Source organism: Duganella sp. P38, assembly GCF_050859475.1.
Lineage (GTDB): Bacteria > Pseudomonadota > Gammaproteobacteria > Burkholderiales > Burkholderiaceae_D > Rugamonas.
This window is the reverse complement of sequence record NZ_CP193936.1, coordinates 2,070,277-2,085,185: the sequence shown is the minus strand read 5'-3', so window position 1 is coordinate 2,085,185 and position 14,909 is coordinate 2,070,277. Positions and strand designations below refer to the sequence as shown.

Genomic DNA, 14,909 nt, shown 5'->3' with positions numbered 1-14,909 from the left:
ATAATGCTTTGGGGCAAGATCCTGGGAGCGGAAGATGGACATGTTTGCGCTGGACGACGCGTTGGCCGACTGGGAGGCAGCCCTGCCCTCCGTGCACGGCCCTGCGCGCCTGCCACTGCCGCTGCCGCTGGCGTGGCATTTGCGCCAGCGCGACACGCCGCGCGCCCTGCGCCTGGCGGCCGAGGCGCGCGCGCTGCTGCTTGCCGCCGCCCTGCCGCCCGATGAAACCGACGCCGTCGCCGCGCGCCTGCTGCTGGTGCAGGCCGAAGCGGCGTGGCTGGCCGGCCAGCTCGACGCGGCGGACGCCCAGGCGCGCCGGGCCGGCGCCAGCTTCGACGCGCTCCAACTCCACCTCGGCCGCGCCGACACCTGCTGGCTGCGTGCCTGGATCGCCATCGACAGCGGCGAGCACGCGCGCGCCGAAACCATGCTGGAACAGATGGCCGACGCCGCCCGCGCGGCCGGCGACCTGCAACGCTGCGCCATCGCCGACGCGGTCAACGCGCGCTGGAGCGTGCTGCGCGACCTGCCGGCCGCGCAACAGCGCTGGGCCGGCCGCTTCAGCCGCGAGGAGGAACGGCTGCCGGCGGTGGCCAGCTGGATCGCCGACTACCAGGGCCTGGCGGCCAGCCAGTCCAGCGACTTCGGCGCCGCCGCCGCCCACTACCTGCGCAGCTACGAGGCGGCGCTGGAAAGCGGCCAGCTGCGCATGGCCATCACCGCCGCCATCAACATCGGCCTGAATTTCACCATCCTCAACGACCACCACGCGGCGCTGGAATGGCTGGAAAGCGCGCTCGATCTGGCGCGCCCGACCTGCTGGCCGCGCAGCATCGGCGCCTGCCTGATGCACACCGCCGACAATATGCGCCGGCTCGGCCGCTTCGAGGCCGCCGAGGAACTGCTGCGCGAGGCGCTGCAAATCCTGGCGCCGATTTCCGGCGCGCGCCCGTACGCCATCGCGCTGCACTACCTGGGCGACCTGGCGCTGGACCAGGGCGACTTCCGCGCCGCGCTGGACGTGTTCCGCCAACTGGAAGCGCGCGGCCATGCGCTGCGCCACGCCGACTTTCTCAGCATCGCCGCGCGCGGCCAGGCGCACGCGCTGTGCTTCCTCGACCGGCCGCAGGAGGCGCTGGAGGCGGCCGAACGCGGCGCCGCGCTGGCGCGCCAGCAGGCCAACAACTACAACCACGTGGCCGCGCTGCGCGTGATGTCGCTGATCCACCTGCGCCACAAGCTGCCGCCGCCGCCCGGCATGACCGAGCCCAACGCCACGCTGCACTTCCTGCACCAGGCGCTGGCGGTGGCCGGCCACATCAACGGCTACACGCTGCCGGCCGACCTGCACGACGCGCTGGCGCGCGAATACGCGCAGATCGGCGACTACCAGCAGGCCTACGCCTCGGCGCAGCGGGCGGCCGCCGCGCGCGCCCGGACCAACAGCCAGGACGCCACCAACCGCGCGGTCGCCATGCAGGTGCAGCACCAGACCGAGCACGCGCGCGCCGAGGGCCTGCACCACCGCGAGCTGGCCGCCGCCGAGGCGCGCCGCGTGCAGCTGCTGCAGCAGACCAGCGCCACGCTGGAGCGGCTGTCCGCCATCGGCCGCGAGATCACCACCCACCTCGACGCCGGCGCCGTGTTCCAGGCGCTCGACCGCCACGTGCAGGCGCTGCTGCCGGCCGACTCGCTGGCGATCTACCTGTGCGACCCCGGCTGCGACACCATCAGCCGCGCCTATGGCCGCGAGCACGGCCAGCCGCTGGCCGGCAACACCATCGAGATCGACAACCCGCGCGCCAACGCCGCCCGCAGCCTGCGCGAGCGCGCCGAAATCTATATCGCCGAGGCGGGACCGGAAGACATCTTCCTCGCTCCCGGCACGCAGCTGATGGCCAGCGCGCTGTACGTGCCGCTGCTGGTCGGCGAACGGGCGCTGGGCGTGATGACGGTGCAGTCGATCGAGGTGGACGCCTACGGCGAGCGCGAACGGCTGATCTTCCGCACGCTGTGCGCCTACGGCGCCATCGCGCTCGATAACGCCGAGGCCTATCGCCAGCTGAAGGACGCCCAAACCCAGCTGGTGTCGCAGGAAAAGCTGGCCGCGCTGGGCGCGTTGATGGCCGGCGTGGCGCACGAACTGAATACGCCGATCGGCAACAGCCTGCTGATCGCCAGCACGCTGGCGCAAAAGACCGAGGAAATGCAGGCGCAGTTGAATGGCCCCGGCCTGAAACGCTCGGCACTGGCGACCTATCTGGACGACACGCGCAAGGCGCACGAACTGGTGATGCGCGGCCTGACCAGCGCGGCCAACCTGGTCAACAGTTTCAAGCAGGTGGCGGTGGACCGCACCACCGAGCAGCGGCGCCAGTTCAACCTGGCGCAGGTGTCGCAGGAAGTCATCGCCACCATGATGAACCGCATCCGCGCCTCCGGCCACCGCATCGAGGTCGAGGTGCCGGACACGATTGCGCTCGACAGCTATCCGGGGCCGTATGGCCAGGTGATCGCCAACTTCATCAACAACGCGCTGCTGCACGCGTTCGCCGGCAAGGCCAGCGGCGGCATGTGGCTGCGCGCGCAGCAGGCCGACGGCCGCGTCCACGTCAGCTTCCGCGACAACGGCGGCGGCATCGCGCCGCAGCACCTGTCGCGCATCTTCGATCCCTTCTTCACCACCAAGCTGGGACAGGGCGGCAGCGGGCTGGGACTGTCGATCAGCTACAACATTATCACTTCGCTCATGGGTGGGCAGATTTCCGTGCACAGCGCGCGCGACGGCACCACCTTCACGCTGGACCTGCCGCTGACGGCGCCGGAAAACCAGCAGCCGTCCACCAGCCATATCTACCATTAAACCGTTTGTATAGACAGCACAATCTGCGGTAATTCGCCCGGTGCGCCGAATTGCCTTTATAATTGACCGGCTAAGCCGTAGCCTTCTGTCAGTTGTCATTATGCCTATCCAAAAACCGATCAAGCATTACCTGCAGTTTTCCGACCTCACGCTGGAAGAGTATGAGTACGTCATCGAGCGCGCGCATATCATCAAGCGCAAGTTCAAGAACTACGAGATCTATCACCCGATGATCGACCGCACGCTGGTCATGGTGTTCGATAAAAACTCGACCCGTACCCGCCTGTCGTTCGAGGCCGGCATGCACCAGCTGGGCGGCGCCGCCATCTACCTGAACACGCGCGATTCGCAGCTGGGCCGCGGCGAGCCGGTGGAAGACGCCGGCCAGGTCATGTCGCGCATGTGCGACATCATCATGGTGCGCACCTTCGGCCAGGACATCATCGAGCGTTTCGCCGCCAATTCGCGCGTGCCGGTGATTAATGGCCTGACCAACGAACATCACCCGTGCCAGGTGGCCGCCGACATCTTTACCTACATCGAGCATCGCGGCTCGATCAAGGACAAGATCGTGGCCTGGGTGGGCGACGCCAACAACATGCTGTATTCGTGGCTGCAGGCCGCCGAGGTATTCGGCTTCCACGTCAACGTCTCGACGCCGCACGGCTACGAGATGGACATGTCGCTGGTGTCGACCGACCGCTACACCTTCTTCAAGAACCCTTCCGACGCCTGCGAGGGCGCGCACCTGGTCAACACCGACGTCTGGACCAGCATGGGCTACGAAGAGGAAAACGCCGCCCGCCTGAAGGCCTTCGACGGCTGGATCGTCGACAGCGCCAAGATGGCGCGCGCCGCGCCGGACGCGCTGTTCATGCACTGCCTGCCCGCCCACCGCGGCGAGGAAGTCGCGGCCGACGTCATCGACGGCCCGCAGTCCGTGGTGTGGGACGAGGCGGAGAACCGCCTGCACATTCAAAAGGCGCTGATCGAGTACCTGCTGCTCGGCCGCCTCGATAACAAGTAACCCCCGTCATTCCCGCGCAGGCGGACGGTCCGCCGGTGCGGGCCATGCGGAGTATGGGTTCCCGCCTGCGCGGGAACGACAACAACCAACTGGGATCAACCATGAGCGACATTAAAAAGTAGTCCTCGCCTATTCGGGCGGCCTCGATACCTCCGTCATCCTGAAATGGCTGCAGGATAACTACCAATGCGAAATCGTCACCTTCACCGCCGACCTGGGCCAGGGCGAAGAGCTGGAACCGGCGCGCGCCAAGGCGCTGAAGTTCGGCATCAAGCCTGAAAACATCTACATCGACGACGTGCGCGAGGAGTTCGTGCGCGACTTCGTGTTCCCCATGTTCCGCGCCAACACCGTGTACGAGGGCGAATACCTGCTGGGCACCTCGATCGCGCGTCCGCTGATCGCCAAGCGCCTGATCGAGATCGCCAACGAAACCGGCGCCGACGCCATCTCGCACGGCGCCACCGGCAAGGGCAACGACCAGGTGCGCTTCGAGCTGGGCGCCTACGCGCTCAAGCCGGGCGTCAAAGTGATCGCCCCATGGCGCGAATGGGACCTGCTGTCGCGCGAAAAGCTGCTCAAGTACGCGGAAGACGCCGGCATCGCCATCGACATGAAACACAAGAACGGCGGCGCGCCGTACTCGATGGACGCCAACCTGCTGCACATCTCCTTCGAAGGCCGCCACCTGGAAAACCCGAGCGCCGAAGCCGAGGAATCGATGTGGCGCTGGACCGTCAGCCCTGAACAGGCGCCGGACGAAGCCGAGTACCTGGACATCGAATACGAAAAAGGCGACATCGTCGCGCTGAACGGCGTGCGCCTGTCGGCGGCCGCGGTGCTGACCGAACTGAATCGCCTGGGCGGCAAGCATGGCATCGGCCGCCTGGACCTGGTGGAAAACCGCTACGTCGGCATGAAGTCGCGCGGCTGCTACGAAACCCCGGGCGGCACCATCATGCTGAAGGCGCACCGCGCCATCGAGTCGATCACGCTGGACCGCGAAGTGGCCCACCTGAAGGACGACCTGATGCCGCGCTACGCTTCGCTGATCTACAACGGCTACTGGTGGGCGCCGGAGCGCGTCGCGCTGCAAACCCTGATCGACCACACGCAGCAGACCGTGAACGGCTGGGTGCGCGTCAAGCTGTACAAGGGCAATGTGATCGTGGTGTCGCGCGATTCGAAGACCGACTCCCTGTTTGATACTACCATCGCCACCTTCGACGACGACGGCGGCGCCTACAACCAGGCCGACGCCGGCGGCTTCATCAAGTTGAACGCGCTGCGCATGCGCATCGCCGCCAACGCGCGCCTGAAGCGCGGCCAATAAGCCGCTCCGTCGTTCCCGCGCAGGCGGGAACGACGGAGCGCTTGATGAGCAACCTCAGTATGGATTCCCGCCTGCGCGGGAACGACACGCCGCTCGCTGAGCGGCGTTTTTTTGATACATTGGCTCCACGTCCTGATCATGAGTGGAGCGCCCATGCTGAAGCACCTCAGTATCAAGAAAAAACTCGCCAGCGGCTTCGGGCTCATCGTCGCCCTGATCGTCCTGCTGCTGACGATGGCCTACACCAATTTCACCAAACTGTCGGCCGCCAGCGGCTGGGACCTGCACACCATGCAGGTGCTGCTGGAAGCGAACCAGATCGAAACGGCCATGGTGCAGATCCAGAGCTCCACGCGCGGCTACCTGTTGACCGGCGACGCCTCGGCCATCCAGCGCGTCAGCAGCGAGGAAGACATCCTGCGCCGCCACCTGGCCGAAATCAGCAGGCTCACCGCGGACAATCCCACCCAGCAGGCGCGCCTGCGCAAGCTCACGCCTTTTGTCAACGACTGGCTCAACAAGGTGATCAACCCGCAGCTGGAAAAGCGCGGCGCCGGCGCGCAGGCCGTCAGCGCCGACGAGGTGCGGGTTGGCAGCCGCACCATCGCCGATGCGCGCGCCATGATCAAGGAAATCACCGACGAGGAAAGCCGCCTGCTGGCCGAGCGCACGCGCAACACGGCCGGCCTGTCGGAGGCCATGATGCTGCTGCTGGTGCTGGGCGGCGGCGTGTGCACGGTGATGGCGCTGATCGTCGGCGCCATCCTGCTGAAGGCGCTGGGCGATCCGATCAGCCGCCTGGCGGCGGTGGTGGACCGCATTGCCCACGGCGAGCAAGGCGCGCGCGTGGAAGTGACCTCGCGCGATGAGCTGGGCCAGATGTCGAACGATTTCAACCTGATGGCGCAAACCATCCAGCAAAGCCAGGACAAGGAGCTGGCGGCCGCCAACCTGCTCAAGTCCAAGGTCGATACGCTGCTTGGCGTGGTGTCGAAGGCCGCCGCCGGCGACCTGACCGGCAAGGTCGGTGTGCATGGCGACGACGCCATCGGCCAGCTGGCCGAAGGACTGGATCGCATGTTCGACAATCTGCGCACGCTGCTGAACGACGTGCAGAAGGCCGGCATCCAGGTCACCACCTCGGCCACCGAGATCGCCGCCTCGGCCAAACAGCAGGAGGCTACCGGCGTCGAACAGGCCCAGACCAGCGTGGAGATTCTCGCCACCACCAAGGAAATCTCGGCCAATATCGCGGAGCTGGTCAAGACCATGGAGGACGCCACCAGCGTGGCCGACTACACCACCCACGCCACCGCCGACGCCCAGGGCAACCTGCAACGCATGGACGGCACCATGCGGAACATGGTGACGGCGACCGACTCGATCAACGCCAAGCTGGCAGCCCTCTCCGAAAAGGCTAGCAATATCAACAGCGTTCTGATTACAATCACCAAGGTGGCCGACCAGACCAACATCCTGTCGCTGAACGCCGCCATCGAGGCCGAAAAGGCCGGCGAGGCGGGACGCGGCTTCTCGGTCGTGGCCACGGAAATCCGCAGGCTGGCAGACCAGACCTCCGTCTCCACCTGGGACATCGAACAAATGCTCAAGGAAATGCAGTCCGCCGTCTCCGCCAGCGTGATGGGGATGGACAAATTCTCCGAAGAGATCCGCCGCAGCGTCGGCGAAGTGCGCCAGGTGACCAATCAACTGTCCGGCGTGATGGACCAGGTACAGAAACTGGCGCCGCAGTTCGACCAGGTACTACAGGGCATGCAGTCCCAAGCCGTCGGCGCTGCCCAGATCAACGAAACCATGATGCAGTTGAACGAGGCCACCCAGCAAACCGTGGAATCGCTGAAATCGACCAGCGAGGCGGTGCACCAGCTGCAGTATGCGGCCGGCGGTTTGCAGACCAGCGTCGCCTCGTTCTCGGTAGTGACCTGAAACACCACAACAACAGCCGGTATGGGACAATGGCAGTCGCAACCTGGTACCCGCCAGCCCTGGAGATAAAATGTTTAAAGACTTGAGCATCAAGAACAAGCTGTACCTCGGTTTTAGCGCCATCCTTGCCATCATCCTGGTGCTGCTGTCGATTGCCTACAACCGTTTCAGCAGCCTGTCCGAAGCCAATGCGTGGGACCGTCATACGATGGATGTGATCCAGGCCATCGACGTGCTGCGCAACGACCTGCTGCAAGTGCAGGTGGAAGCGCGCGGCTACTACCTCACCGGCTCGCAGCAACGGCTGGAGCGCACCATCAAGGAACGCGACGACCTGCCGGCCTCCATCGCCGAACTGCAAAAGCTCACGGCCGACAATCCGGTGCAGGTGGAGCGCTTCAAGAAGCTGGAAGACATGATCAAGGTGTGGAGCCTGGAAGTGATCGAATCGCAGCTGAAGATGCGCCAGGAGCTGGGCGACAAGCCCGGCGCCGCCGACACCATGGGCCGCACGCCGCAGCTGGCCAGCACCAGCAACTCGGCCATCGGCGCCATCTACAAATTCATGAACGACGCGGCGGACGAGGAGAAGCGCCTGCTGGCCGAACGCTCGAAAGCTTCCGAGCGGCTGCAGGAAACCATGCGCATGATCATCTCCGGCGGCGGCGTGGTGTGCGTGGTGCTGTCGATCGGCATCGCCTGGCTGCTGGTGCGCGCGCTGCTGTCGCCGCTGAACAACCTGACGCAGGCGGTCAGCCGCATCGCCGCCGGCGACCAGTCGGCGCGCGCGGAAGTGCTGTCGGCCGATGAACTGGGCGAGGTGTCGGTGGAATTCAACCGCATGGCGCAGGCTATCCAGGACAGCCAGGCCAACGAGCTGGCCGCCACCAACGCGCTGCGCGCCAAGGTCGATTCGCTGCTGGGCGTGGTGTCGAAAGCCGCGTCGGGCGACCTGACCGGCCAGATCGACGTCCACGGCGACGACGCCATTGGCAAGCTGGCGCAAGGCCTGGACCGCATGTTCGACAACCTGCGCGGCCTGCTGAACAATGTGCAGAAGGCCGGCATCCAGGTCACCACTTCGGCCACCGAAATCGCCGCCTCGGCCAAGCAGCAGGAAGCCACCGGCATCGAACAGGCGCAAACCAGCGTGGAGATCCTCAGCACCACCAAGGAAATCTCGGCCAACACCTCGCAGCTGCTGAAGACGATGGAAGAAGCGACCGCCGTTGCCGACTACACCACCAGCGCCACCGCCGACGCGCAGAACAACCTGCGCCGCATGGACAGCACCATGCAGCACATGGTTTCCGCCACCGACTCGATCAACGCCAAGCTGGCGGCGCTGTCGGAGAAAGCCTCCAACATCAACAGTGTGCTGATCACCATTACCAAGGTGGCCGACCAGACCAACATCCTGTCGCTGAACGCCGCCATCGAAGCCGAGAAAGCCGGCGAGGCGGGACGCGGTTTCTCGGTGGTGGCCACCGAAATCCGCCGCCTGGCCGACCAGACCTCGGTATCGACCTGGGACATCGAGCAGATGCTGAAGGAGATGCAGTCGGCGGTGTCGGCCAGCGTGATGGGCATGGACAAATTCTCCGAAGAGATCCGCCGCAGCGTCGGCGAGGTGCGGCAGGTCACCGACCAGCTGTCGGGCGTGATGGACCAGGTGCAGAAACTGGCGCCGCAGTTCGACGTGGTGCTGCAAGGGATGCAGTCGCAGGCCGTGGGCGCGGAGCAGATCGCCGCCACCATGATGCAGCTGAACGACGCCACCCAGCAGACGGTGGAGTCGCTGAAGGCCACCAGCGAGGCGGTGCACCAGTTGCAGTACGCCGCCGGCGACCTGCAAACCAGCGTCGCCAATTTCGCCGTGGCGGTGTAAGCGGGGCGCGCGATGAAGCTCCTCGTCTTCCACATCGGCGCCGACCGTTACGGCCTGCGCCTGCGCGATGTGGTGCGCGTGCTGCCGCTGCTGGAACTGAAGCAGCTGCCGCTGGCGCCGGACAGCGTGGCCGGCCTGATGGACCTGCACGGCGCCTCGGTGCCGGTGATCGACTTGTGCCGCGCCGCCGGCCTGCCCAGCGGCGCCGATCATTTCGACACCCGCATCATCGTCGCCAATTACGTCACGCCGGAAGGCGCGCACCACCAGCTGGGCCTGCGCGCCGAGCGCGTGCTGGGCGTGCAGGAGGTGCGCGACGAGCAGCTGATCGATAGCGGCGTGCTGGCCGCGCCCTTCCTCGGCCAGGTGGCCAGCGGCGCGCACGGCATGCTGCAACTGGTGGAACTGTCACAGTTGCTGCCGGCCGGGCTGCGCGCGCTGCTGTTCCAGCGTGACGGGACGCCAACATGACGCCGGCCCAGTCGCTGCTGCGCGAAGCCACCGGCCTGAATCTGTCGAAGTCGGTGGTCGACCGCGCCATCAAGAACCGCATGGCGCAGACCGCAGTGAGCGATCCGGACGCCTACCTGAAGCAAATGACGCCGGCCGAAATGACCGCGCTGGTGGAGCTGGTGGTGGTGCCGGAATCGTGGTTTTACCGCGACGCCCAGGCCTTTGCCGCCATGAGCGAATTCCTGCGCGCGCGGCTGGCCGCCGATCCCGCCCGGCTGCTGCGCGTGCTGTCGATACCGTGCGCCGGCGGCGAGGAGCCATACACCATCGCCATGGTGCTGACCGACGCCGGCATACCGCCGGATCACTTCATGGTGGACGCCTTTGACATCAGCCCGACGTGCGTGGCGCGCGCGCAGAGCGGCATCTACGGCCGCAACGCCTTCCGCGCGCAGGACCTGGCGTTCCGCGACCTGCACTTCACCAGCGCCGGCGACGGCGACTACCGCGTCAAGGACGATATCCGCAAGCAGGTGCGCTTCAAGCAGGGCAACCTGCTGGAGTTCGACCTGGCCGCGCGCGCCGGCTACTACGACGTGGTGTTCTGCCGTAACCTGCTGATCTACTTCGACAAGCCAACCACCAGGGCCGCCATCGCCAAGCTGCGCGCGCTGCTGGCCGACGACGGCCAACTGTTCGCCGGCTACGCCGAAGTGCCGTCGTTCTGCGCCAACGGCTTCACGCCTTTGCAATACAACCAGGCGTTCGGGCTGCTGAAAGAGACAGCCGCCCCGCCCCGGCCATCCGCCAGGCCGGCGCATGCGCCGCGCGCCGCGCTCAAGGCGCCGCCCGGCGCCGCGCGCCGGACCGCCTCGCCGCCATCGCTGCCGCCGGCTTCTGCCGCGCTGGCACGCGGCCGCGCCGCCCCTGCAGCCCGCCCTGCCGCCGCGCCAACGCCCACGCCAGCCATCGGCGCCAACCTGCTGGCCGACGCGCGCCGCCTGGCCGACCTGGGCGACGTCAAGGCGGCGGAAAAGCACTGCCGCGACCATCTGGCCCATCACCCGGAATCGGCCGAAGCCTATTTCATCCTCGGCCTGCTGAATGAGCTGACCAGCAAGCCGAAGATGGCGGAGGATTACTGGAAGCGCTGCATCTACCTGCAACCCGACCACTACGAGGCGCTGTGCCACCTGGCGCTGCTGGCGGAAGCCAACAACGACGCCAGCGGCGCCGCCGCGCTCAAGGCGCGCGCCGCCCGCATCTACAAACGCCAGCAAGCATCCTGAAGACGCTAAACCATGAGCACAACCACCTCCCCCGCCACCGTCGACGTCCAGGACTGCTGGAACGTTATCGGCGTCAATGGCGACCAGAGTTGCGAGAAGCTGGAGCAGGCTGTCCACTGCCGCAACTGCGAGGTCTATGCCAACGCCGCGCAGCAGAACCTGCAGCGGCCCGTCGGCGACGACTACAAGAAGGAATGGGCCGCCCACTTCCGCCAGGCCGCCAGCGACACCCAGCAGCAGGACGCCTCCTGCCCGGTGTTCCGCATCGGCCGCGAATGGCTGTCGCTGCCGACCCGGATGTTTGTTTCGGTGGCGCCGACCGCCAGGCCGCACCGGCTGCCGCACCGCGCCTCGCGCGGCTTGAGCGGCATCGTCAATGTCGGCGGCACGCTGTATCCGTGCATGTCGCTGGCCGAGCTGCTGGGCATCGACGACAGCGAGGGCGAAGCCGCGACCAACCGCCACACCTTCGCGCGCCTGCTGCTGACGCAATGGGAAGCCCAGGCCTACGCACTGCCGGTGGCCGACCTGCATGGCATCCTGCGCTACGCCGCCGCCACGGTACAGGCGCCGGCGGCCACCATCAACAAGGGCTTGTCCCGTTTCCTCACCGGCGTAATCACGCATGGCGACATGCGCATCGGCATGCTGGACGAAGCGCTGATCGGCTACCAACTTGCGAGAACCCTGCGATGAGCGTGGATAACAACGGAGACCTGAGCCAGTTCTCCATGCTGGACCTGTTCCGCATGGAGGCCGATAGCCAGACGCAGATTCTGACCGACGGCCTGCTGGCGATGGAGCGGCTGAAGGACGACGCCAGCGCGGTGGAGTCGATGATGCGCGCGGCGCACTCGATCAAGGGCGCGGCGGCCATCGTCGGGCTTGAGGTGGTGGTGCAGCTGGCGCACGGCATGGAGGACGCGTTCATCGCCGCGCAGAACGGCAAGCTGGCGTTGACGCCCAACCGCGTGGATGTGCTGCTGGCGGGCGTGGATCTGATTTTGCAGCTGTCGCGCCTGAAGGACAGCGAGGTGGAGGCGTGGCTGGCCGCCAATGGCGGGCAAATCAGGAAGACGATGGATGCGATCAGCACCATCGCCTTCCTGCCGGAGCCTGTCAGCCTGCCCCCGTCGTTCCCGCGCAGGCGGGAACCCATGGAGCGCCTGAAAGCGCGCAAAGCATGGATTCCCGCCTGCGCGGGAACGACGGGGAGGCGCCGGCTGCTGGTGCATCGTCCGCGCCCTCGCCCGCATCCTCCGCCGTCCCGCCCACATCCTCCGCCGCCCCACCCGCCCCCGACGACGCCCACGAACGCCGCGCCCCGGCGCCCATGAAGCACGCGCAAAATTTCGACAAGCTGCTATCGCTGGCCAGCGAATCGCGCATCAACGCCCACCAGATGCACCCCTTCGTGCAAGACCTGCAGCGCTTCAAGCGCAACCAGAGCAGCCTGTTCTCGGTCATCGAACAGCTGCACGAAGCGATCTCCAACAGCGACGATCCCGTCCTCAAGGAAAAATCCCTGCTCGCCCTGCAAAAGACGCACCCGCTCAAGCAGTTCGTGCTGGAGCATATCGCCGACATCGAAGCCTACGAACGCCGCCTGCTGGGCGTCTCGCAAAGCATGGTCGACGAAGTGCTCACCATGCGCATGCGCCCTTTCCGCGACGGCGTGCAGCACTTCCCGCGCATGGTGCGCGACCTCTCGCGCAATCTCGGCAAGGACGTGCAGCTGCACATCATCGGCGAAGACACGCTGGTCGACCGCGACATCCTGGCCAAGATCGAAAGCCCGCTGAACCACATGCTGCGCAACGCCATCGATCACGGCATGGACAGCGCCGCCGACCGCATCGCCATGGGCAAGCCAGGCACCGGCACCATCGTGCTTGAAGCCAGGCACCGCGCCGGCATGCTGAGTATTGAAATCAGCGACGACGGCAAAGGGGTCAACATCGAGAAAATCCGCGCCCGCGTCATCGAACGCAAAATGGCGCCGTCGCAGATGGCCACTTCGATGTCGCAGGCGGAGCTGCTGGAGTTCCTGTTCCTGCCCGCCTTCAGCCTGAAGGACAACATCACCGAAATCTCAGGCCGCGGCGTCGGCCTGGACATCGTCCATGAAACCATCCGTTCGCAGAACGGCACGGTGCGCATCGAATCCGAATTCGGTGTCGGCTTCCGCACCTACATCACGCTGCCGCTGACGCAATCGATCGTGCGCGCGCTGGTGGTCGACGTCAAGGGCGAAGCCTACGCCGTGCCCATCGTGCAGGTCGAACGCGTGCTGAAGGTGCCGCAGAACGCCATCCACACGCTGGAGAACAAGCAGTTCTTCGACTTTGGCGGCGAGCATCTGGGCCTGGTCTCGGCCTCGCAAGTGCTAGAACTGGGCGACACCAACGCCGAAGGCGCCGAGCTGCCGGTGGTGGTCATCGGCGCCGGCGCGCGCCGCTACGCGCTGGTGGTGGACGCCATCCTCGGCGAACAAAGCCTGGCGGTGCAGGCGATCGACCCGATCTTCGGCAAGATGCGCGACATCTCGGCCGCCGCCCTGCTCGACAACGGCGATCCGGTGCTGATCCTCGACGTGCCCGACCTGTTGCTATCGATCGACAAGCTGCTGCACGAGGGCGGCCTGCACCAACTGGCCAAGTCCGACGCCGCCGAGCGGCGCAAGACCAAGCGCATCCTGGTGGTGGACGATTCGCTCACCGTGCGCGAAATGGAGCGCAAGCTGCTGTCAAGCCGGGGCTTCCTGGTCGACATCGCCATCGACGGCATCGACGGCTGGAACGTGGTGCGCAGCGGCGAGTACGACTTGGTCATCACCGACGTCGACATGCCGCGCATGGACGGCATCGAACTAGTAACCTTGATTAAGAAAGATATACATCTTCACAAGCTTCCAGTCATGATAGTCTCTTACAAAGATCGCCCCGAAGACCGCGCGCGCGGCCTCTCGGCAGGCGCCGACTACTATCTGACCAAGGGCAGTTTCCACGACGAGACGCTGCTGGACGCGGTCAGTGACCTGATTGGGGACGCCCGTAGATGAAGATCGCCATCGCCAACGATGTCGCCATGGCAGCAGAAGCGCTGCGGCGCGTGGTCGCCAGCACCGCCGAGCACCAGGTGCTGTGGATTGCCCGCACGGGCGCGGAGGCGGTGCGCATGTCGGCGGAAAACCGCCCCGACCTGATCCTGATGGACCTGAACATGCCGGAGCTGGACGGCGTCGAGGCGACGCGCCAGATCATGGAGCAAAGCCCGTGCGCCATTCTGGTGGTGACCGGCCGGCCGCAGGACAACGTCAACCAGGTGTTCCGCGCGCTGGGCGCCGGCGCGCTCGACGTCACCGCCACGCCGGTGCTGCAAGGCCAGCCAGGCGGCGACGCCGAACTGCTGGCCAAGATCCGCACCATGGACAAGCTGATACGCCACAGCGGCGGCAACCAGGCCATGCTGCCCAAGACCGCCGCCAACAACGGCAACGGCGGCGCCGACACGCCCAGCCAGGAAAAAGTCACGTCGCTGCTGGCCATCGGCGCCTCCACCGGCGGCCCGGTGGCGGTCTCGAAGCTGCTGGCCGGCTGGAAGGCGCCGCGCGGCTGCGCCATCGTCGTGGTGCAGCACATCGACCAGCACTTCGCCGACAACTTCGCCCGCTGGCTTGGCGAGCAACTCGACATGCCGGTGCGCGCCGCCGAGGAAGGCGATGAGCTGGTGGCCGGCACGGTCCTTATCGCCAAGAGCAACGATCACCTCACGCTGGATCAAAACCTGCGCTTGCGTTACGATATCCACCCAAAGGACTATGCCTACCGGCCGTCGGTGGACGTATTCTTCCATTGTGTGGCGCAGCACTGGAAAGGCGAGGCAATCGGCGTTCTGCTGACCGGCATGGGGCGCGACGGCGCCGAGGGGCTGCTGGCCATGCGCAAGGCCGGCCAGACCACCATCGCCCAGGACCAGGCCAGCAGCGCGGTGTATGGCATGCCGCGCGCGGCGGCGGAGCTGGATGCGGCGCAGATGATTTTACCGCTGGCGAAGATCGGACCGGTCTTGCGCAGCACCCTTGGCGGACGTAGCCAATAACTGAATGG

General features: G+C 66.2%; 10 protein-coding genes and 1 pseudogene. All 11 read left to right on the top strand.

The features are described 5' to 3' along the window. Window positions 1-34: 34 nt before the first annotated feature. The 11 genes and pseudogenes from ACRQ5J_RS09535 (at window position 35) to cheB (ending at window position 14,901) form a co-directional block, all read left to right on the top strand. A complete protein-coding gene (locus ACRQ5J_RS09535; RefSeq protein WP_432382891.1) occupies window positions 35-2,863 on the top strand; it encodes an ATP-binding protein in 2,829 nt (942 codons plus the stop codon). 100 nt (window positions 2,864-2,963) lie between these two features. Continuing rightward, a complete protein-coding gene (argF, locus tag ACRQ5J_RS09530; protein WP_432382889.1) occupies window positions 2,964-3,890 on the top strand; it encodes an ornithine carbamoyltransferase in 927 nt (308 codons plus the stop codon). 101 nt (window positions 3,891-3,991) lie between these two features. Then, window positions 3,992-5,223, top strand: a pseudogene (locus ACRQ5J_RS09525) (argininosuccinate synthase). A 153-nt stretch (window positions 5,224-5,376) separates the two neighbouring features. Then, window positions 5,377-7,170, top strand: coding sequence for a methyl-accepting chemotaxis protein (locus ACRQ5J_RS09520; protein WP_432382888.1), 1,794 nt, complete (start codon window positions 5,377-5,379; stop codon window positions 7,168-7,170). Window positions 7,171-7,240: 70 nt separating this feature from the next. Further along, window positions 7,241-9,058: a methyl-accepting chemotaxis protein gene (locus ACRQ5J_RS09515; protein WP_432382886.1), complete on the top strand. Its 1,818-nt coding sequence runs from the start codon at window positions 7,241-7,243 to the stop codon at window positions 9,056-9,058. 12 nt (window positions 9,059-9,070) lie between these two features. Next, window positions 9,071-9,529 (top strand): chemotaxis protein CheW, encoded by a 459-nt coding sequence (locus tag ACRQ5J_RS09510; RefSeq protein WP_432382884.1) that lies wholly within the window; start codon window positions 9,071-9,073, stop codon window positions 9,527-9,529. After that, on the top strand, window positions 9,526-10,800 hold the full coding sequence (locus ACRQ5J_RS09505) for a CheR family methyltransferase (RefSeq protein WP_432382882.1): 1,275 nt from the start codon (window positions 9,526-9,528) through the stop codon (window positions 10,798-10,800). The genes ACRQ5J_RS09510 and ACRQ5J_RS09505 overlap by 4 nt, the downstream gene beginning before the upstream one ends. Window positions 10,801-10,812: 12 nt before the next feature. Continuing rightward, window positions 10,813-11,496, top strand: a complete 684-nt coding sequence (locus tag ACRQ5J_RS09500; protein ID WP_432382880.1) for a chemotaxis protein CheW — start codon at window positions 10,813-10,815, stop codon at window positions 11,494-11,496. Beyond that, a complete protein-coding gene (locus tag ACRQ5J_RS09495) occupies window positions 11,493-12,137 on the top strand; it encodes an Hpt domain-containing protein (protein ID WP_432382878.1) in 645 nt (214 codons plus the stop codon). The genes ACRQ5J_RS09500 and ACRQ5J_RS09495 overlap by 4 nt, the downstream gene beginning before the upstream one ends. Next, window positions 12,134-13,861: a hybrid sensor histidine kinase/response regulator gene (locus tag ACRQ5J_RS09490; RefSeq protein ID WP_432382875.1), complete on the top strand. Its 1,728-nt coding sequence runs from the start codon at window positions 12,134-12,136 to the stop codon at window positions 13,859-13,861. Before ACRQ5J_RS09495 ends, ACRQ5J_RS09490 begins: the two co-directional genes overlap by 4 nt. Then, window positions 13,858-14,901 (top strand): chemotaxis-specific protein-glutamate methyltransferase CheB, encoded by a 1,044-nt coding sequence (gene cheB / locus ACRQ5J_RS09485; protein ID WP_432382873.1) that lies wholly within the window; start codon window positions 13,858-13,860, stop codon window positions 14,899-14,901. Before ACRQ5J_RS09490 ends, cheB begins: the two co-directional genes overlap by 4 nt. Window positions 14,902-14,909: the final 8 nt, after the last annotated feature.